The sequence below is a fragment of the Nocardia sp. NPDC049190 genome (assembly GCF_040648115.1).
GTDB lineage: Bacteria > Actinomycetota > Actinomycetes > Mycobacteriales > Mycobacteriaceae > Nocardia.
The window spans coordinates 65,785-85,463 of the sequence record NZ_JBEZDE010000002.1; the positions used below are offsets into that span (position 1 = coordinate 65,785).

Annotated in this window: 20 protein-coding genes; 8 read left to right on the forward strand and 12 right to left on the reverse strand. The window is 67.6% G+C overall.

Annotation, left to right across the window (positions count from 1 at the left end):
• Nucleotides 1-104: 104 nt before the first annotated feature.
• Together AB0B25_RS02275 and AB0B25_RS02280 are read left to right on the forward strand one after the other, a co-directional pair.
• Nucleotides 105-1,427 carry a hypothetical protein gene (locus tag AB0B25_RS02275; protein ID WP_357173463.1) on the forward strand — a complete coding sequence of 441 codons (1,323 nt, stop codon included), beginning with the start codon at nt 105-107 and terminating at the stop codon, nt 1,425-1,427.
• Entirely contained in the window at nt 1,418-2,311 is an 894-nt protein-coding gene (locus AB0B25_RS02280) for an Abi-alpha family protein (RefSeq protein WP_357173464.1), read from the forward strand. Before AB0B25_RS02275 ends, AB0B25_RS02280 begins: the two co-directional genes overlap by 10 nt.
• Nucleotides 2,312-2,319: 8 nt before the next feature.
• Here the strand turns inward: AB0B25_RS02280 and AB0B25_RS02285 are convergent, their stop codons facing one another.
• A complete protein-coding gene (locus AB0B25_RS02285) occupies nt 2,320-4,131 on the reverse strand; it encodes an ABC-F family ATP-binding cassette domain-containing protein (protein ID WP_357173467.1) in 1,812 nt (603 codons plus the stop codon).
• A gap of 282 nt (nt 4,132-4,413) precedes the next feature.
• Between AB0B25_RS02285 and AB0B25_RS02290 the strand changes: the two genes are divergently transcribed.
• Nucleotides 4,414-5,262 (forward strand): LLM class flavin-dependent oxidoreductase, encoded by an 849-nt coding sequence (locus AB0B25_RS02290; RefSeq protein ID WP_357173470.1) that lies wholly within the window; start codon nt 4,414-4,416, stop codon nt 5,260-5,262.
• Between the two features lie 94 nt (nt 5,263-5,356).
• Here the strand turns inward: AB0B25_RS02290 and AB0B25_RS02295 are convergent, their stop codons facing one another.
• Both AB0B25_RS02295 and AB0B25_RS02300 read right to left on the reverse strand, forming a co-directional pair.
• Complete coding sequence (locus AB0B25_RS02295; protein WP_357173472.1) at nt 5,357-6,292, reverse strand: 4-(cytidine 5'-diphospho)-2-C-methyl-D-erythritol kinase; 936 nt, start codon at nt 6,290-6,292, stop codon at nt 5,357-5,359.
• Between the two features lie 87 nt (nt 6,293-6,379).
• Complete coding sequence (locus tag AB0B25_RS02300; protein WP_357173475.1) at nt 6,380-6,535, reverse strand: hypothetical protein; 156 nt, start codon at nt 6,533-6,535, stop codon at nt 6,380-6,382.
• A 99-nt stretch (nt 6,536-6,634) separates the two neighbouring features.
• Here AB0B25_RS02300 and AB0B25_RS02305 point away from each other — a divergent pair, with 99 nt between their 5' ends.
• A complete protein-coding gene (locus tag AB0B25_RS02305) occupies nt 6,635-6,841 on the forward strand; it encodes a cation transporter (protein WP_357173478.1) in 207 nt (68 codons plus the stop codon).
• 81 nt (nt 6,842-6,922) lie between these two features.
• Here the strand turns inward: AB0B25_RS02305 and rsmA are convergent, their stop codons facing one another.
• From rsmA to AB0B25_RS02320, 3 genes are all read right to left on the reverse strand, one after another.
• Complete coding sequence (gene rsmA / locus AB0B25_RS02310) at nt 6,923-7,804, reverse strand: 16S rRNA (adenine(1518)-N(6)/adenine(1519)-N(6))-dimethyltransferase RsmA (RefSeq protein WP_357173481.1); 882 nt, start codon at nt 7,802-7,804, stop codon at nt 6,923-6,925.
• Between the two features lie 24 nt (nt 7,805-7,828).
• Nucleotides 7,829-8,956, reverse strand: coding sequence for a transglycosylase family protein (locus AB0B25_RS02315; protein ID WP_357174113.1), 1,128 nt, complete (start codon nt 8,954-8,956; stop codon nt 7,829-7,831).
• 204 nt (nt 8,957-9,160) lie between these two features.
• Complete coding sequence (locus tag AB0B25_RS02320) at nt 9,161-9,988, reverse strand: TatD family hydrolase (protein ID WP_357173484.1); 828 nt, start codon at nt 9,986-9,988, stop codon at nt 9,161-9,163.
• Between the two features lie 2 nt (nt 9,989-9,990).
• Here AB0B25_RS02320 and metG point away from each other — a divergent pair, with 2 nt between their 5' ends.
• Nucleotides 9,991-11,667, forward strand: coding sequence for a methionine--tRNA ligase (gene metG / locus AB0B25_RS02325; RefSeq protein ID WP_357173487.1), 1,677 nt, complete (start codon nt 9,991-9,993; stop codon nt 11,665-11,667).
• 1 nt (nt 11,668) lies between these two features.
• Here metG and AB0B25_RS02330 read toward each other — a convergent pair whose 3' ends face one another.
• Nucleotides 11,669-11,887, reverse strand: coding sequence for a hypothetical protein (locus AB0B25_RS02330; RefSeq protein ID WP_357173490.1), 219 nt, complete (start codon nt 11,885-11,887; stop codon nt 11,669-11,671).
• 219 nt (nt 11,888-12,106) lie between these two features.
• On the opposite strand from AB0B25_RS02330, the gene AB0B25_RS02335 reads away from it, so the two are divergent.
• Nucleotides 12,107-12,775 carry a TetR/AcrR family transcriptional regulator gene (locus tag AB0B25_RS02335; RefSeq protein ID WP_357173493.1) on the forward strand — a complete coding sequence of 223 codons (669 nt, stop codon included), beginning with the start codon at nt 12,107-12,109 and terminating at the stop codon, nt 12,773-12,775.
• A gap of 74 nt (nt 12,776-12,849) precedes the next feature.
• On the opposite strand, the gene AB0B25_RS02340 is transcribed toward AB0B25_RS02335, so the two are convergent.
• Nucleotides 12,850-13,602 (reverse strand): isocitrate lyase/phosphoenolpyruvate mutase family protein, encoded by a 753-nt coding sequence (locus AB0B25_RS02340; RefSeq protein WP_357173495.1) that lies wholly within the window; start codon nt 13,600-13,602, stop codon nt 12,850-12,852.
• A 137-nt stretch (nt 13,603-13,739) separates the two neighbouring features.
• Nucleotides 13,740-14,612: a 16S rRNA (cytidine(1402)-2'-O)-methyltransferase gene (rsmI, locus tag AB0B25_RS02345; protein WP_357173498.1), complete on the reverse strand. Its 873-nt coding sequence runs from the start codon at nt 14,610-14,612 to the stop codon at nt 13,740-13,742.
• Between the two features lie 242 nt (nt 14,613-14,854).
• Between rsmI and AB0B25_RS02350 the strand changes: the two genes are divergently transcribed.
• The gene (locus tag AB0B25_RS02350) at nt 14,855-16,480 is read left to right on the forward strand and encodes a phospholipid carrier-dependent glycosyltransferase (RefSeq protein ID WP_357173501.1); all 1,626 of its coding nucleotides are present in this window, start codon (nt 14,855-14,857) and stop codon (nt 16,478-16,480) included.
• A gap of 35 nt (nt 16,481-16,515) precedes the next feature.
• Here the strand turns inward: AB0B25_RS02350 and AB0B25_RS02355 are convergent, their stop codons facing one another.
• Together AB0B25_RS02355 and arcA are read right to left on the reverse strand one after the other, a co-directional pair.
• Nucleotides 16,516-16,875 (reverse strand): GntR family transcriptional regulator, encoded by a 360-nt coding sequence (locus AB0B25_RS02355; RefSeq protein WP_357173504.1) that lies wholly within the window; start codon nt 16,873-16,875, stop codon nt 16,516-16,518.
• 7 nt (nt 16,876-16,882) lie between these two features.
• On the reverse strand, nt 16,883-18,133 hold the full coding sequence (gene arcA / locus AB0B25_RS02360) for an arginine deiminase (RefSeq protein WP_357174116.1): 1,251 nt from the start codon (nt 18,131-18,133) through the stop codon (nt 16,883-16,885).
• Nucleotides 18,134-18,313: 180 nt separating this feature from the next.
• Here arcA and soxR point away from each other — a divergent pair, with 180 nt between their 5' ends.
• A complete protein-coding gene (soxR, locus tag AB0B25_RS02365; RefSeq protein WP_357173507.1) occupies nt 18,314-18,799 on the forward strand; it encodes a redox-sensitive transcriptional activator SoxR in 486 nt (161 codons plus the stop codon).
• On the opposite strand, the gene AB0B25_RS02370 is transcribed toward soxR, so the two are convergent.
• Nucleotides 18,768-19,646 (reverse strand): SDR family oxidoreductase, encoded by an 879-nt coding sequence (locus AB0B25_RS02370; RefSeq protein WP_357173510.1) that lies wholly within the window; start codon nt 19,644-19,646, stop codon nt 18,768-18,770. The genes soxR and AB0B25_RS02370 overlap by 32 nt on opposite strands.
• Nucleotides 19,647-19,679: the final 33 nt, after the last annotated feature.

The following is a 19,679-nucleotide window of genomic DNA, read 5'->3' on the forward strand; positions in this document are numbered from 1 at the left end:
GTGTAAGCAGGGGGGCGACGAACAATGGCGATCCTTTGCGGAGCGGGTGCTAGTTTTGGGTGCCGGTGAGGCGGCGGTCACCGGTGTATCGGCAGGAGGGTGTCGTGTTAGAGAGCGTTTTCGGAATCCACCCCACAATCCTCCTCGAGCTTGTGACGATTCCGCTTTTCACCGGGATCATCGGCTATATCACCAACTGGACCGGCGTGCTCATGCTGTTCAAGCCGGTCGCGTTCTACGGCATTCACGTGCCCGGTCTGCGCGCGCTGTATCCATTCCTCCCCAAGCGAATTCAAGTTCTGCCGCTGCTGCGGCACGATGGCAGATTCGGATGGCAGGGCATCGTTCCATCGCGCGCCGACAAGATGGCCAGTATCGCGGTCGACAAGGGCCTGGCCAAACTCGGTAGCGTCGCCGACTTCTACCGCGAGCTGGAGCCGGACAAACTCGCCGAACATCTGGCCGGCATCGCCGACGCGCAGATCAAAGACATCGTCGAGGAAATCCTCCGGCGTGAGCACCCTCAGCTCTGGTACAACCTCCCGGCCCAGGTGCGCGACATGGTGCATGCCAGGGTCCGCCAGCAGCTGCCGGAGATCCTGCGCGAACTCACCGAGGAATTGGGCGCGAATATCGATCAGCTGCTCGATGTGAAGCAGATGGTGATCCGCTACTTCCAGGCCCGACCGCACCTGCTCAACACCCTGTTCCAAGTACTCGGCGCCAAGGAACTGCGATTCATGCAGAACTTCGGCTTCTACTTCGGCGCGCCGATGGGCGCGGTGCTGGTCGCGGTCCTGCACCTGACCGGATGGTCCACCCTTGTCGTGCTGCCGATCGGCGGCGTGATCATCGGCTGGATGGTCAACTGGATCGGGATCAACATGATCTTCGCACCCGCCTATCCGAAGTGGTGGTGTCCGTGGCGGCAGGGCCTACTGATCAAACGCAAGTCCGAAATCACCGACGGATATGCCGAATTGGTGTCCAGCCAGGTGATCACCGTGGCGAATATCGGCGACGAGTTGCTCAACGGCCCGCGCTCGGACCGCACCATGCAGATGCTCGAGGACACCCTGCGCCCCGCCGCCGACCGGGCACTCGGGCCCGCGCGGCCCGCGGTCAAGTTCATGCTCGGCAGCCGTGAGTACGACTCGCTGCAATCGACGCTCACCACCGAAGCCATGACGATCGCGCCGATCGCGTTCGCCGATCCGGAATTCAATGTCCGTCAGGGTCGACAGATCAACCAGTACATCGCCAAACAGATGGCGGCGTTGTCACCGCCGGACTTCGTCGACATGCTGCGCGCAGCCATCAAGCAGGACGAGTGGTTGCTTTTCGTGCATGGCGGCGTGCTGGGGCTGTTCGCCGGATACGCTCATATCCTGATCTTCGGAACAGGAGTGGCGACGACATGGCTGTAACGGGTTCGGACGACGGCGATATCGAAGCCGTCGAATACTCCGACACGCCGAACGACAGTAGCCGACCGACCACGGAGATCGCGCGTCGGTCCGCGACGGATGTCGTCCGCACCGACGAATCATTCACTCGGGTACCGGTTCCCATGGCCACGGTGCGTGCGGCGACCGGTGTCGCGCGCGTCGCCTGGACGGCCGTCACCGGGGTGACCGCATGGAGTGTCGGTACCGCGGTCGGCGTCACTTCGACTGTCGTACGACGCAGCATCGAGGGCGCGCCGCCGCGAGAAGTACTGGCCGAGGCGGAGTCCGAGGTGCGCGACGCGATGCGCAAGGCGCTCGGACTCCCCACCACCCCGGGCACGCCCGCCGGAAATGAGGTGCCGACGCTGCGCGAGCAGGGCGCCGCGCTGCTGCGCTCGTCGGCGAGCGCGCACGACGAGGACGACAACCACCCGGCCTTCGCCGGCATGCTCGCCGAGCTGACCCCGGACGAAGCACGCGTGCTGCGCTTCCTGCATCTGGACGGACCACAACCGTCCATCGACATCCGCGTCGGTCGCCCGCGCACGCTCAGCGCCGAACGCATCGGCTCGATGCTCACGATGATCGGCGAGCACGCGGGCCTGCGCTTCCCCAACCGGATCCAGCAGTATCTGATCAATCTGCGCAGGCTCGGCCTGGTCGAGCACGCGCGCGAGCCGGTCGGCAACCCGAACCGCTACCAACTGCTGGAGGCGCAGTCGTCGGTGCGGGAAACGCTGAAGCGCTCCGGGTTCGGCACGAAGGTGATCTATCGCAGTGTGTTGCTCACCGACTTCGGCCGTGATTTCGTGCGGACCTGTCTGCCGGTGGCCGTGCAGGACGGACGCGCCTCCGGGCATTAGGCGGCGAACTACACGCCGTCGGCCAGCTCCAACCAACGCTCCTCTGCGGTCTCCTTCTCCGCGCGTACCTGCTTCAGCTCCGCGCCCAGCGCAACCAGCCTGTCCGGGTCGGTGACGGCGTCGGCGAGCGCGGCATGTAGTCGCTGTTCACGATCGGACAGCTTGTCGATGGCGCGTTCGAGCCGGGTCAGTTCCTTGCGCGCCGCACGGTAGGCGGCGGAATCGGTGGCCGGCGTGGCGGCGGGCTTCTCCTGCGTCGCGGTCGCGCGGACCCAGCCCGCGCTGATCGACGCGCGCTTGTCCAGATACTCCTCGATACCGCCGGGCAGGTTGGTGAGTTTGCCGTCGCCGAACAACGCCCAGGTCGAGTCGCAGATGCGCTCGACGAGATAGCGGTCGTGGCTGATCACGACGAGGGTACCCGCCCAGTTGTCGAGCAGATCCTCCAACTGCTGGAGGGTATCGATGTCCAAGTCGTTGGTCGGCTCGTCGAGCAGAAGCACGTTCGGCTCGGACATCAGGATCCGGGTCAGCTGTAGGCGCCTGCGTTCACCGCCGGACAGATCGCCGACGGGAGTCCGCTGGCGGGCAGGGGTGAAGCCGAGTCGTTCGGCCAGCTGGCCGGCTGAAATCTCTTTGTCGCCGAGCATGATTCGCTGCGCCACCTGCTGCACGGCCTCCAGCACCCGCAGATTCGTCGGCAGGTCGTCGAGCTCCTGGCGCAGCCAACCGATCTGCACGGTCTGGCCCTGGATCCGTTTCCCGGCGGCGAGCACAGTGCCGATCGCGCCCTCGTCACCGGCCAGCGCGCGCAGCAGTGTGGTCTTGCCGGACCCGTTGACGCCGACCAGGCCGACTCGCTCCCCCGGCGCAAGCCGCCAGGTCAAGTCGCGCACCAGCTCTCTACCGTCCGGCGTGGCGAGGGTGGCGTCCTCCAGCTCGACCACCACGCGGCCGAGGCGCTTTCGAGCGAAAGCGGCCAGCGAGACGCTGTCGCGCGGCGGCGGGACGTCGGCGATCAGCGCTTCGGCCGCCTCGACCCGATAGCGCGGCTTGGAGGTGCGCGCCTGCGGCCCCCGTCGCAACCAGGCCAGCTCCTTGCGGGCGAGATTGCGTCGCCGCGCCTCGGTGGCGTCCGCCTGGCGGGCGCGCTCGGCGCGGGCGAAGATCCAGTCGCCGTAACCGCCCTCGTAGCTTTCGACCTTGCCGCCGACCACTTCCCAGGTGTTGGTGGCGACGGTGTCGAGGAACCAGCGGTCGTGGGTCACCACGACGAGCGCGCTGCGGCGGCTGAGCAAATGCCCGGCCAGCCACTGCACGCCTTCCACGTCGAGGTGGTTGGTCGGCTCGTCCAGCACGAGCAGGTCGAGCTCGCGGACCAGGGCAGCGGCGAGCGCGACCCGGCGGCGCTCGCCGCCGGAGAGGTTGTCGACCGAGGTATCCATGCCGAGATCGGCGATGCCGATGCCATCCATGACCGAGCGGATGCGAGGGTCGGCTGCCCATTCGTGTTCGGCGACCGCGTCGGTCAGCGCGTCGTCCGCCAGACCGGCCAGCACCACGGAGCCGACCGTCGCGCCCTCGGGGAGCACACCGCGCTGGGTCACCACCGCCATGCGCAGGCCGCCGACCCGGCTGACCCGGCCGCGGTCGGGCTGCTCGATACCGGTCAGCACCTCCAGCAGGGTGGTCTTGCCGCCACCGTTGAGGCCGACGACGCCGATCCGTTCACCCGCGTGGATGCCGAGCGACACGTTGTCCAGTAGTGGGGTGATCCCGAAGCTCTTGTGGACCTGTTCGAGATTGATCAGGTTGGACATGGATCCTTCCGTGTCTTGCCGCGGCAGGCCGATGCTGCCCCCGGGTCAGCGTACCCACCCTCGCCGATCGGCCATTCGACCGGCGAGCAGTGCGAACACCGCCGCGAGGGTTGCGCGACGAACAGCGTTCGTTTACGTTGGATTCGACGAACAGCGTTCGTTCCGAGCGATCCGATCCGGCACTCCCCGGAAGTACGCCGCAACGCGGGAGTCCCACCTCGTCGCATCGAGGTGTCGGTGGGCGGCACCGTCCTCTCTGCTTGTGCTCTCCTGGAGGTTTCCATGCATATCGGCCTCGGCCTGCCCATTTCCGATCCCGCCGCCCTGCTCGACTGGGCACGGCGCGCCGACGCGGGTCCGTTCCACACACTCGGCTTGCTCGATCGGCTGGCCTACGACAACCCGGAACCGCTGATCGCACTGGCCATGGTCGCCGGCGCGACCACGCGCGTCACCGTGCAGACCGAGGTATTGATCGCACCACTGCGCGATCCGGTGTTGCTCGCGAAACAAGTGGCCACGCTGGACCGCATGTCGGGTGGACGCCTGGTGCTCGGGCTCGGCGTCGGCGGACGCGCGGACGACCATGTCGCCTCGGGCACCGACTTGCACACCCGCGGTCGCCGCCTCGACGAGCAACTCGCACTCCTGTATCGCCTGTGGGCCGGCGAGCCCTACAACGCCGAGTGCGGGCCGATCGGCCCCCCGCCGCTGCGCCCCGAAGGGCCCGAGATCTTGTTCGGCGGGTTCCAGCCCATCGCACTCGACCGCGTCGGCCGCTGGGGCGGCGGGTTTCTCAGCGCTGCGCCGCCGTCCTGGGCAAGTGGCCTGTTCGATACGGTGCGCCGCTCCTGGACCGACCACGGCAGGCCGGGTGAGCCACGCATCGTCGCCCAGGTCAACGTCGCGCTCGGCCCGCCGGACGTGATCGCCGACGCCCGCGCCGCCATGCGCGCCTACTACGGCTTCAGCGACTACACCGAGGGCTTCCTCGCCGGGCTGCTCACCACGCCCGCGGAAATCCGCACGGCTGTCGCCGAATTCGAGGATCTCGGCGCCGACGAGGTGATGTTCTACTGCTACGGACGCGAATCAGACCAAGTCGATCGACTGGCCGACGTCATCTGCTGAGCTACCGCTGCCGGGATTCCACGACCCCGTTCGCGGCGCACAGCCCGACACCCCCGCCCTCGCCGGATCCGCATCGCGGTCGGAGTCGAACCAGTCAGTGTTTCGCCGACGGTCCGTCGCCGAGAATGCGCGCCCCGGGCATCGGGCCGCTGGCCGTCCGGACGCTGCGGCAGACGCCGGCACCCGCGAGTTCGGCCGCCACCGACACCGCGGATTCCTCGCTCGCACAGAGGAACGCGCAGGTGGGCCCGGAGCCGGAAACCAGTCCGGCCAGCGCGCCCGCCGCCAGGCCCGCGCGCAAGGTGCGGCGCAATTCCGGCTTCAGTGACAGCGCCGCCGCCTGCAGATCGTTGCCGAGCAGTGGGGCGAGCTGGGTCGGATCGCCCGAGGCGAGTGCCTGCATCAGCTGCTGCGGTTCGCCGATCCGGGGCGGTTCGCCGAGTTCACGCAGGCGGTCGAGCTCGGCGAACACCGCAGGCGTCGACAACCCGCCCTTGGCGAAGGCGAGCACCCAATGGAACGTACTGCGCGACAGCACCGGAAGAAGTCGTTCGCCACGCCCGGTGCCCAGCGCGGTGCCGCCGTGCAGGGCGAACGGCACGTCGCTGCCGAGCTCGGCCGCCACCGTGACGAGTTCGTCCCTGGACAGACCGAGGTCCCACAGCTCGTTCAGGCCGATCAGCGCGGCGGCGGCATCCGCGCTGCCGCCGGCCATGCCGCCGGCCACCGGAATGCCTTTGGCGATGGCGATTTCCACCAGCGGAGCCCGGCCACCGATGTGCGCGAGCCGGACCGCCGCCTTCCACACCAGGTTCGTCCGATCGGTCGGCACATCAGCCGCGCCTTCACCGGTAACCCGCACGGCCAGCGAGGCAGCCGGGGCGATCCGCAGATCGTCGCTGAGGGACAGGGCCTGGAACACCGTGGTCAGGTCGTGATAGCCATCGGCACGCAGGTCGCCGACTCCGAGATGGAGGTTCACTTTCGACGGCGCGCGCACGGCAACGGGGCTCGGCACTACGGACAGCACGATGCACAAGCCTAATGGGCGCGACCGGACGAAGTCCGCCGAAGCCCGCGCGAAGCAAGGCCGCCGTCTCGCTGCCGCACTGTGCGGTCACTCGGCCCGCGACAGCAGCGCACTGCCGACGGCGTCGATCGATTGCCCGATCACGCACCGTTCGTCGGCCGGACGTGCGCCGAACTGGCGGGGTTTGCGAGCCGACGACGCGCTACCGGGGCAGGTAGCCATCCCGTCCGCACGACGACTCATCGAACATTACCGCTTGCGGCCAATACCCTTGGGGGGTATGTTCCACCTGTCGGGTATACCCCCCGATCGTATGATCGTCGTCGAGCGAAGGAGTCGGACATGCCCACCACCACCTACACCGTCACAGGAATGACCTGTGGGCACTGCGTCAGCTCCGTCACCGCCGAGATCGGCAAGATCGATGGCGTCACCAGCGTCGAGGTCGACCTCGCCAGTGGCGCGGTCCGAGTCGACAGCACCACCCCGATTCCCACCACCACCATCACCGCCGCGGTGGACGAAGCCGGCTACCAACTCGCCGACTGATCGCCAGACCTTCACCCAGGCGTAGCTCCGCGTACCTGACGCGCCACGCCTGTTCGTGCGCGACATCGAGCCACGCGCGCGCTATGCCTGGGCGGCGAGGCGGACGAAGGCCGCGGTGTCGAGAGTCTCACCGCGGGCGGTGGGTGGAATGCCGGCCGCCAGCAGGCGGCGTTCGGCCTCGGCGGGCGAGCCCGCCCAGGAGGCGAGCGCCGCGCGAAGGGTCTTGCGGCGTTGCGCGAAGGCGGCGTCGACGACCGCGAAGACTTTTCGGCGATGGTCGGCGTCCATCGGCCAGGGCGGCTCGACGTATCGGTCGATCCGGACCAGACCCGAGTCGACTCGTGGGACCGGCCAGAACACCTGGGTGCCGACCGCGCCCGCGCGCCGGACCGCACCGAAGAAGCCCGCCTTGACGCTCGGCACGCCGTAGATGCGACTGCCTGGTTCGGCGGCGAGCCGATCGGCCACCTCGGCCTGCACCATCACCAACGCGACCGCGATGCTCGGCAATTCGGCGAGCAGGTGCAGCAGCACCGGCACCGCCACGTTGTACGGCAGATTGGCCACGAGGGCGGTCGGCGCCGCGGGCAGGTCCGAGGCGGCGACCCGCAGCGCATCGGCTTCGACGACCGACAACGCCGCGCTCCGCTCCGGCGCGCGATCCGCGACGGTCACCGGCAGATGGCGGGCCAGCACGGGATCGATCTCGACCGCGACCACCGAATCCACCACGTCCAGCAGCGCGAGGGTCAGCGAACCCAGACCGGGCCCGACCTCGAGAACCACGTCCGCGCGCCCGACCCCCGCGGCCGCGACGATCCGTCGCACCGTATTGGCATCGTGCACGAAGTTCTGCCCGAGCTGCTTGGTCGGCCGCACCCCGAGTTGCTCGGCCAACATCCGGACCTCGGCGGGACCGAGCAATGCAGCGCTGCCACGAGCGGCGATTTCAGGTTCGGACACCTCGAGAATCTACCAACCGCTCGCTCAACTCATGCCCAGCCTGCTCGTGCACGCGGGCCACGCGCCCCAACCCTGCCTGGCGCGGGTGACCTCGGCGATCGCGATCTGCTCTTCCCGGGTGGCCAGGTCGGCGCGCGGCGCGTATTTCAAGCCGCCCTGCCGCTCCCAGGTGCTCTGGTCGAACTGCACGCCGCCGAAGTAGCCGTTGCCATTGTTGATCGACCAGTTGCCGGTGGACTCGCAGCGGGCCAACGCGTCCCAGATCGCACCATCGTGCACCTCCGGCACCTCGGTACCCGGCTTGGCGCCCTTGCGCACGGTTTTCGGCTGCGCGGTCACCTTCACCGTCGAGCCGATCGGCTTGCGCTCCACTTCCTTGCCATTGACCATCAGGACCGCGAACGTGACGTCCTGGACGCCGGGCGCGCCGGGGGTTTCCACCACCGAGCGGCTCATGTTCATGGTCGGATCCTCGATGACGTTCTCCGGCGGATCCAGCGGCATGGTCTCGGTGCGATTCTCGGTCCGTTTGCGCGTCACCGTGATTCGCAGTCCGTCGGTCAACGGGGTGGACGCGGCGGGCTCGACGGAATCCTGCTCGATCAACGGGACGCCCGCGACACTCAGGAATTCACCCACGGTGGGGGCGGCCAGGCGTACATCCACCACGCTGCCGACGCCGTCGAGCAGCGACACCGAGCGTGGCGTCGCGATACGCAGCGCCGCGCCGGCCAGCGGCAGCCGTTCATTGCGCGCGGGCGAGACATACACCTCGCCGGGGATCTTCAGCTGGTCGAGCGCTTCGCCCGCGGTCAGACCGGTGGTCCACACCTTCTGGGTCATTCCGTCGACCGACAGATCGACCTGGCGGGCGCGGTTGAGCGTGATGGTCGCACCGTTGCCGATGTGCGCGGCCAGCGCGGGGGCGACCTTGTCCCGGTCGGTCACCACCAGGCCCGCGGTTTTCAGTACGCCGCGCACATCGCGCGACATCGTGCTCTGCAGAACCTTCTCGCCGTCCACGACCACGGTGACCGTCTTGCGATTCACGATCGCGAGCCCGGCGCCGATGATCAACGTCAGCAGCAACGCGCCGACTGCCGAATACAGCAGCGGGGACCGCGACTGGTTGATACGGGCGAAGGGAGACATGGTCACAGCACGATAACGAAGGGCCCGCATGCCGACAACCACAAGCTGTGGAGCAGCACCTTTTCAATATCACGAAGAGATATAGACACCGCAGGTAAATCACAAATCGCCGCAGAAATGTGATATACAACACACCATCCAATTCGGCCCCCGCGGCCTACATTCGCACTGCGCGTGAACAAGCCGGACCGGAACCGACTCGCGTCAGATGCGGTAGACCCGACGTGCGTTGGCGGTCGTTATCTCTGCCAATTCAAGGGGATCCTGTTCCCGCAATTCCGCCAACGCGCGCACCGTATACGGCAGGCAGTACGGCTCGTTCGGCGCGCCGCGAAACGGATGTGGCGTCAGATACGGCGCGTCGGTCTCGACCAGGATCTGATCGTCCGGCACGAGTTGGGCCGCTTCGCGCAGTTCGTGCGCGTTCTTGAAACTGACCGTCCCCGAGAAACTCAGAATGTAGCCTTCGGCGACGCAGGACAGCGCCATATTCGCATCCGAGGAAAAGCAGTGAAAGATCACGGTGTCCGGCGCCCCCTCATCCAGCAGCACCGTCAGCAGATCGTGGTCGGCATCGCGGTTGTGGATCATCAACGGTTTGCGAATGCGCTTGGCCAGATCGATATGCCAGCGGAAGCCCTCGATCTGGGTTTCGATATCGGCGCAGCCGTCCAGCTTGCCCGGCCAGTAGTAGTCGAGACCGGTCTCGCCGATCGCGACCACGCGCGGGTCGGCGGCCAGCCGCGCCAGCTCGACCTTCGCGGCGTCATCGAGCGCGTTCGCCCTGGTCGGATGGAGCGCGACGGCCGCGAATACGCGATCGTCCCAGTGCGCCGCCCGCACCGCCCACTGCGCGGCGGCCAGATCGTCGGCGACCGTGACCACCTGACCGACGCCGACGGAGGCGGCCCGATCCACGATCGCGGCGGTGGCGGCCGCGTCGGTGGCGCCACAGGCGTCCAGGTGGGTGTGCGCGTCCACGAGCGGCGCGAGCGGCGCGGGCAACTCCGGCGCGGGGCGTCGCGCGCTCATCGATGACCGCCGCTGACAACCGCGGACCCGAATCCGGATCCGGGCGCGGCGACCCGCGGATCGATACCGGGGATATTCACGCGAGCGAAGAAAACCACGCGCATTACAGTAGACACACCATGAGCCCAGCCGACCGCCCCGCCTTCTACGTCACCACCGCCATCGCATACCCGAACGGTGCGCCGCACATCGGGCACGCGTACGAGTACATCTCGGCCGACGCCATCGCCCGGTTCAAGCGGCTCGACGGCTACGACGTCTTCTTCCTGACCGGCACCGACGAGCACGGCCAGAAAATGCAGCAGGCCGCGGTCGCCGAAGGCCTCCCGGTGGAAGAACTCGCGGCGCGCAACTCCGACGTGTTCGAAGCGCTGGACAAGACGCTCGACATCTCCTTCGACCGGTTCATCCGCACCACCGACGAGGACCACCGGGCGGCCAGCATCGCGATCTGGGAGCGGATGCTCGCCAACGGCGACATCTACCTCGGCAACTATTCCGGCTGGTACTCGGTGCGCGACGAAGCGTTCTACACCGACGAGGAAACCACGGTGCTCGCGGACGGCACCCGCATCTCCACCGACTCCAAGACGCCGGTCACCTGGACCGAGGAGTCGAACTACTTCTTCCGACTCTCGGCCTACCAGGACAAGCTGCTCGCGCTCTACGACGAGCATCCCGATTTCATCGCGCCGGCAACGCGTCGCAATGAAATCGTCAGCTACGTCAAGGCGGGCTTGAAGGATCTGTCCGTCTCGCGCACCACCTTCGACTGGGGCGTGCCGGTACCCGGCCATCCCGACCACGTCATGTACGTGTGGGTGGACGCGCTGACCAACTACATCACCGGCGTCGGCTTCCCGAACGCCGAATCCGCGGCGTTCCGGAAGTTCTGGCCCGCCGATGTGCACATCATCGGCAAGGACATCACCCGGTTCCACACCGTGTACTGGCCCGCGTTCCTGATGTCGGCCGGCATCGAGTTGCCGAAACGCGTATTCGTGCACGGGTTCCTGTACAACAAGGGCGAGAAGATGTCCAAGTCGGTCGGCAATGTCGTCGATCCACTGGAGTTGGTCGAGAACTACGGCCTGGACGCGGTGCGGTTCTTCCTGCTGCGCGAGATCTCCTACGGCCAGGACGGCAGCTACAGCCACGACGCCATCGTCGGTCGGATCAACAGCGATCTGGCCAACGAATTCGGCAATCTGGTACAGCGCAGCACCAAACTGGTCGCCCGCGACTGTGGCGCCGTAGTACCCACACCCGGCGAGTTCACCGACGAGGACCGCACCCTACTCGATCTCGCCAACGGCCTGCTGGAGCGCTGCCGCGCCGAATTCGACGCCCAGCAGATGCACCTGGCGCTGGAAGCGATCTGGCTGACGCTCGGCGAGACGAACAAGTACTTCTCCGCGCAGGCGCCGTGGGCGCTGGCGAAGTCCGGCACGCCGGAGGACCTCGCCCGCGAGGCCACCGTGCTGTACGTGACGCTGGAGGTGCTGCGGATCGTCGCGATCCTGGTGCAGCCGGTGATGCCGGGTTCGGCGAGCCGGATCCTCGATCAGCTGGGTCAGCAGAACCTGACCTTCGCCGACATCGCGACTCCGATCGTGCCCGGTGTCGCCCTGCCCGCGCCCGAACCGGTGTACCCCAAGTACGTCGAGCCGAAGGACTGACTCATGCCGGTCCGGTACCGTGCCGGCGCCGGACCATCGTGTGCCGCGCCGGCACGCACTGCCGGACCATCGTGGTGCGCGACGACGGTCGTCGTGCGGTGAGCGGTGCCGGGAACGTCACCACGACGTCCCGGGCCGGGCGCTGACCGCTGGCGAAACCGAACGCGCCGACCAGCAACGCGCCCAACACTTTCGCGGCGTGCCCCAGCAGTTTCTTCACTGCACTCTCCCTCGACGTCGGCTGTACCGGTCAGTACTCGAGCAGGTCCGACGGTACTCTCCCTACGCCGCGCGCGGACCGATTCGACCACTCGGTAGGCCGTGGAATGCGTTGTCGGATAATGAAAGAACGGTTTGGGGGCCGGACGGCGCCCCGGACCGCATGCGATCGGTACGACGACGTCCCGTTCGGTATCGGTTCCGGCACAGAGAGGCACACATGCGCGAGGAGAATGCCACGGCATCCATCCAGCGGACCAGCTTCGCCGAGCGGCACCGCGCGGCGCGCGAAGCCGTGCTCACCTCGCAGCGCGGCAGGCTGGTGGAAGCGATGGTCGAATGCGTCGACCGCAAAGGTTATCCCGCCACTACACTCACCGACCTCGTTGCCAAGGCGAGGGTTTCACGGACCACCTTCTACGACCACTTCGCCAACAAAGAGGAATGCTTCGTCGAGGCGGTGCATACCGGAGTCGATATCGTGGCGACCAGGATCGCCGAAGAACTCGGGCAACTTCCACCGGATGCCGACGCGTACGCCAAGATCGAATCCATTGTCGTCACGTTTTGCCAGACCGTCGCCACCGAGCCGGATTTCTCGCGACTGGTGCTGGTGGAGTCGCTCACGGTGAACCAGACCGCCATCGCCTACCGCGATTTGGCCGTCGATCGATTCGCCCAGTTGTATCGGGTGTTCTACGACCAGGCGCGCGCGGCCGACCCGACACTGCCGGAGATCTCGGACGACCTGATCGCACTGATCCCGGACGCGATCGGCGAGCGCACGCGTCGGGTCATCGTGTCCGACGGGCCCGCGCGGGTGCCGGAGCTGGCGCCGTTGTTCATCCAGTTGGTCGTGACGGTACTCGGCCTGTCGACTCGATCCTGAAACTCGCGTGCGATACGTGGCAGGGCACACCCTTCCGCGCTCGGCCCGACACCGAAGGGTATGCCCGGACGCGTCTACTTCCAGCGCTCGAGCAGGCGGTCGATCTCGGCGGTCAGCGCGGCCTGCAGGAATGGTCCGAAACTGACGCGGGCGACGCCTTGGGCCGCGAGGGCCGCTTTGTCGGCCTGGTCCGGAAGAACGGTGGCGCTGATCGGCAGCGGCAGCTCAGCGGTCAGACGGCGCATGTCCGCCTCGGCGTGCCGACCGACCGGGAACAACACGTCGGCGCCCGCCTCGGCGGCCAGCTTCAGACGCGCGATCGCACGATCGACGCGGTCGGCCTCGTCTCCGTCGTTGCGCAGGAACAAGTCGGTGCGGGCGTTGACCACGACGTGTACCCCCGCGGCATCGGCGAACCGGCGCAGCCCGTGCACGAGTTCGGCATGCTCCTGTGCCGTACGCAGCCGTCCGCCCTCGCAGTGCACGGTGTCCTCGATGTTCAGCCCGATCGCGCCCGACTCGAGCAGACCCTCGATCAGCTGCGCGGGCTCCAGGCCGTACCCCGACTCGATGTCGACGGACACCGGGACATCCACCGCGGCGGTGATCTGGCGCACCCGAGTCAACAACTCGGCGAAGGTCATTCCTTCTCCGTCCGCCCGCCCGATCGAATCGGCGACCGGGTGACTACCCACCGTCAATGCCGAAAATCCCGCCGCCACAGCGACTTTCGCGGTCCACGCATCCCACACCGTCGGAAAAACCCCAGGATCCCCCGGTCGGTGCAACCCGAGAAACGCTTTCGCCTTGCTCTCCAGAGAACTCATACCGACGATCATGCCGATACGACTCCGGTACCCGACACCCCGCACCCCTCCCCCGCGAAGTCCAGCGCCCCCACCTGATGCTCGGCGTCCGCGGTATCGGCGCAGCGCACGGACGAACCCCGATCCACGTGCCGCGGTCAGGCCTCCTGATGACGACGAGCCGCCAGGACCGCGTCGTAGAGTTCGCGGCGCGAAACCGCGTGCACGGAGGCGACCTCGGCGCACGCGTCCTTGAGTCGGACTCCGTCAGCGGTGCGGGATTCGACCTCGTCGACCAGATCGGCGGGGTCCGCGGTTGTCGGGTGGGCGCCCGCCAGGACCACGGTGATCTCACCCCGCGCGCCCTCGACCGCCCAGTCGGCGAGTTCGGCGAGAGTGCCCCGGACGACCTCCTCGTAGGTCTTGGTGAGTTCACGACAGACCGCCGCGCGGCGGTCGGGGCCGAGAACCTCGACCGCGTCGGCCAAGCACTCGGCGAGACGGTGCGGCGACTCGAAGAAGACGCAGGCGCGCGGCTCGGTGGCCAGCGTGCGCAACCACTCCCGGCGCTGACCGGCTTTGCGCGGCGCGAACCCGTCGAAGCAGAACCGTTCCACCGGCAAGGCCGACAGCGCCAAGGCTGTGGTCACGGCCGAGGGGCCGGGCAGACAGGTCACGGGCAGATCGCGGGCGACGCACGCCGCGACCATCCGATAACCGGGATCGCTGACCGACGGCATGCCCGCGTCGGTCACCAACAGCACTGTGCGCCCGCCCTCGATCTCGCCGAGCAACATCGGGATCCGTGCGGTCTCGACATGGTCGTAGAAACTCACCACCCGCCCCGTGATCTCCACACCGAGCGCCTTGGCCAACGACTTCGTGCGCCGAGTATCTTCCGCGGCGATGATATCGACGCACGACAGCGCCTCGCGCAATCGTTGCGACGCATCACCGACATCGCCCATCGGCGTCGCCGCGAGCACCAGCCTGCCCGCTGTCGCCTCGTCCGCCACCACACTCCCGTCCACGCCCTACTCCGACCAGGACCACCCTATCCACCGGCATCGAGCCCGCTCGGCCGGTGGCACACCCCGAAGACCCCCTGCTGGGCGCGCGGCGGCACCTTGTACCACTCCCCGGCCGCTCGCCGCGGCGAAATCTTCGATGCGAGATTGTGACTGGCCGAATGGTTCGCGCATGGTATGGGATTCGGGCGCTATTCGGCTCACCGATGCGCGACCGGAAAGCGGGTACAGCATACGATCGGGGCGTGACCCAGGTGACCGACCAGCGCGCGACCGCATCCTTGGGGGCCGTGCCCTCCTGGTCGAGCCCGGGACCGCTGCGGCCGTCGCCCGACTTCGGACCCATCGACCGGCTCCGCGGCTGGTTGGTCACGGCGTTCCTCACCGCGATCGCGGCGGTCACCCGGTTCACGATGCTCAACTATCCGACCGATGCGGGCACCCCCGTATTCGACGAGAAGCATTACGCCCCGCAGGCGTGGCAGATGCTCACCGGCGGCGGGGTCGAGGACAATCCCGGCTACGGCTTGGTCGTGCATCCCCCGGTCGGCAAACAGTTGATCGCCATCGGCGAATGGCTTTTCGGCTACAACGGCTGGGGCTGGCGGTTCACCGCCGCGCTCGCGGGCACAGTGCTGGTGCTGCTGGTGATCCGCATCACGCGCCGCATGGCGCGATCCACCCTGATCGGCGCCATCGCGGGCATTCTGCTGATCGCTGACGGGCTCACCTTCGTCTCGTCGCGCATCGGGATGCTCGACATCTTCATGGCGTTATTCGTGACCGCGGCCTTCGGCTGCCTCATCGTCGACCGTGACGAGGTCCGCACCCGAATCGCGCGAGTGAGCACCGAAGGCCGGATCGACCTGACCGATTGGGGACCGCGCCTCGGCGTGCGCTGGTGGCGCTTCGGCGCGGGCGTGCTGCTCGGACTGGCCTGCGGAACCAAGTGGTCGGGCATCTATTTCATCGCGGCCTTCGGTCTGCTGAGTGTCTACTTCGACCTCTCGGCGCGGCGCGCGTACAAGGTGCGCCGTCCCTGGCTCGGCGTCGCCGTCCGCGATGTCGGCCCCGCGCTGTACTCGCTGGTGCTTGTGCCGCTCGGGCTCTACCTGGCCAGCTACTGGGCCTGGTTCGCCAGCGAGACGAGCGTGTACCGGTATATGGCAGGCAATCCCGTCAGTTCGACGGACCCGATCGGCGCCGGGGGGTTCTGGTCGCACCTCTTTCCGAACGCCCTGCGCTCGCTCTGGTACTTCAACGCCAGGTCGTTGGAATTCCACACCGAGCTGACCAACTCGGCGGGCAACCACCACCCTTGGGAGTCCAAGCCGTGGACCTGGCCGATGGGCCTGCGACCGATGCTGTACTACTACGCCGACAGCGGCGTCACCGGCTGCGGTCAGACCCAATGTGTGAAGGCCGTGATGCTGATCGGTACGCCCGCCATCTGGTGGATCGCGTTGCCGGCCCTTGCCTGGATGTTGTGGCGCGGCGTGGTCCGCCGGGACTGGCGCTACGGCGCGGTGCTGGTCGGTTACGGCGCCGCGTTGCTGCCCTGGTTCGCCACCCTTGATCGACAGATGTACTTCTTCTACGCCGTTCCGATGGCCCCGTTCCTGATGATGGGCGTGGCGCTGGCGCTGGGCGACGTCCTCGGCCCGGCGCGCCCGAGCCCGATACCGCGCAGCCCCGCCGGGACCTACCTGTCCGCGCCGCCGAGCGAACGGCGCAGCCTCGGCCTTCTCGCGGTCTGTCTCTATCTCGGCCTGGTGATCGCCAACTTCGTCTGGCTCTGGCCGATTCTCACCGCCCTACCGATCACCCCCGGCAACTGGCATGACCACCTCTGGCTGCCCAGTTGGCGCTGAGCGCCCACACCGGTCGGGCCGACCCGCCCGGTGTGTCAGCCCTCCAACGCTGCCTTGATGTAGCGCAGGGCGGCCTCGTCGTCGAGGCCGAGCCGCCGGACGGTGGCGACATAGGCGCTGGCGGCCCGTCCCGCGACATCCAGAGTCGGGTCGCCGGAGGACGCTATGAAAGAACCTTGTCTGCCTCTGGTCTCCACCACTCCGTCGGCCTCCAATTCGCGGTAGGCGCGCGCCACCGTGTTCGGGGCCAACCCCAGCTGGGCCGCCAGCGCACGAACGGTCGGGATCTTGGTCCCGGCCGTCAACGTGCCGGCGCGCACCTGGGCGATCACGCCCACGCGCAGCTGCTCGTATGGCGGTACGGACGAATCATGCGAAACCGTGATACTGAACATGGTCCACTCACACGTCATTTCGGGACAGCGGGCACGACAGGCAACGAGGTCCGCCGCGGCCGGAACCCAGTTCGGAGCCAGGGATGCGCAGCACCTCGATGCCCGCGTCCTCCAGTCTGGCGTTGGTCATCTCATTGCGCTCGTAGGCGACCACTACACCGGGCGCGAGCGCGAGGGTGTTGTTGCCGTCGTCCCATTGCTCGCGTTCGGCGGTGACACCGTCCAGGCCGGTGTCGATCACCCGCAGCTTGCCGATGCCCATCGCCTCGGCCGCCGCGGGCAGGAACGGCTCGGGACCGCGGATGCTGACCCGGCCGTTGCCACTGCGACCGGTGTATTCGGCGTCTTTGCGAATCGTGAACGCGCACAATGAGTCTCGAACCGCCGGATACATCACCACGGCATCGGCGTCGACCATGGTGCACACGGTGTCCAGGTGCATGGTCGCGCGGTTCTGGGCGATCGGAACCACGAGCACGGTGTGCGCCAGATCGTCGTCGAACAGGCTGCGCGCCAACGCTTCCGCACCCGCGGGCGAGGTGCGTTCGCCGACGCCCACCGCGACGACTCCCTCCGAAAGCAGCAATACGTCGCCACCTTCGATCGGAGCGGTGTGCGATTCGTAGGCGCGGCGCACCCCGAGAAAACGGGGATGGAAAGCGTAGATGAGATCGGTGAGCGAGGTCTCTCGGCTGCGGGCGGGCATCGCGAGCGAGGTGATCGCGACGCGCGGGCCGACCCAGAACGAGGAGTCCCGGGTGAACAACAGGTTGGGCAGCGGATCGATGACGAAGTCCGCGCCGTGGTGCATACGGCGGACCAGCGAGGTCGTGTCGGGACCGAACGGCAACTCATCGAAGGTCATCCCCGCCATCAGAATCTCGGCCAGCTCCCTGGCCGGCACGCCGCGCAGGAAGGCGGCCAGTTCGCCGGCGAGCGCGTGCCCGAGCCGGCGCGCGTCGACCGCGGCCGCGATGCCCTGAACGCGGGCGGCGCCGCTGACCGCGAGCGTCTCGGCGAGCAGATCGGACAGCAACAGCACCTCGGTGCCGCGCTCGCGCAGGACGCTCGCGAAGATGTCGTGTTCCTGCTGTGCGCGCTCCACCCACGGGATCCCGTCGAACAACAGCTGGTCGTTGTTGCGCGGCGTCAGTCTGCGCAGCTCGTCGCCAGGCCGGTGCAGCAGCACCGTACGCAGCGTGCCGACTTCGGAGGCCACCGCCAAACGTCGGCCGTTGCGCTCGGGATCGGGCGCCATCACGTCCGGATCCTCTCCATGCCGCGCGGGCACAGCATCTGCTCCATGATCAGACCGTAGTTCGCCGCGGGCCGAAGAGCACGGCAATCCCGTCTTCACATGCCGATCGGCCCGCGCTGTCCGATTTGCGCCCCACCCACACAAACCTGAAGTATTGTTGAGGTGAATGGAGGAGAATGCATGTCGACAGCGGACTGGCGCGCGAAGGAGCTGACCCCCGGGCAGCTCTCCGAGCGTAGTGGAGTCGCGGTTTCCGCGTTGCACTTCTACGAACGCGAAGGGCTCATCACGAGCAGACGCACCAGCGGGAACCAGCGTAGATACACCCGCGAGACCCTGCGCCGCGTGGCCTTCATCCGCATTTCCCAGCGAGTCGGCATACCGCTCAGCGAGATCCGCGCCGCCCTCGATCAGCTGCCCGAGGGTCGCAACCCCACGCGGCGCGACTGGGAGACGCTGTCCACCACCTGGCGGGCGGACCTCGACGACCGAATCACCCAGCTGATCCGGCTACGCGACAACCTCACCGGTTGCATCGGCTGCGGGTGTCTGTCGCTGGGCAGCTGCCGCCTGGCCAACGAGCACGACCGGCTCGGCGCGCAGGGGCCGGGCGCCCGCGTGCTCGACGTCCACCTCAACTGCCCGACGAAGCCAGCAACCTGCTGAACCGCGCGCTGGTGCGGCGCATGGCGAACTCGTAGGGGAACGCGAATTTGCGCGCCCACCAGTACCCGAACCGGATGTCGAACGAGGTGTAGACCAGAAAGCGGTTGTGCTCGATGCCACGCAGGATCGCCGTCGCCACCCGCTCCGGCGGCACCGCGTGCGCAGCGAAGGCCGCGGTGAGCCGCGCGATCTTCGGGTCCTCCTTGTTCACCCCGGCCAGCTCGACGCTGTGCACCAGCGGCGTGTTCACTGCGCCGGGCACCACCAGATGCACCGTGATGCCATGCTGCGCCAGATCGAAGCGCAACACCTCCGACACACCGCGAATGCCGTATTTGCTGGCGCTGTAGGCCGCGTGCCAGGGCAACGCGAGCAGCCCTGCCGCTGACGACACGTTCACCAACGCACCGCCCTTGCCCGCACGCACCATCGACGGCACGAAGTTCTCGATCACGTGGATCGGGCCCATCAGATTGACCTCGACCATCCGCCGCCAGTGCCGATGCTCCAGGTTCTCCACCGTCCCCCAGGCCGAAATGCCCGCGACATTCATGATCACATCGAGGCTTCCGTGTTCGGCGTGTACTCGTTCGGCGAAGGCCGTGACCGCGTCGTAATCGGTGATATCGAGCGCGTCTGCCGCGATGACGACGCCGCCGGCCGCGCGAATGCCGGCCACCGTCTCGTCCAAGCCGGTGGCGTCGATGTCGGTGAGCACCAGTTCGGCTCCCGCCGCGGCGGCGGCCCGTGCCGTGGCCCTGCCGATCCCGCTGGCCGCGCCCGTCACCAGAACCTTCGCGCCGCGTACCGTCCTACGGCCTGCCCGCCTGCGACCAATACCAAGCACTGCGCATCCCATCTCGAATCACCGAATCGGTTC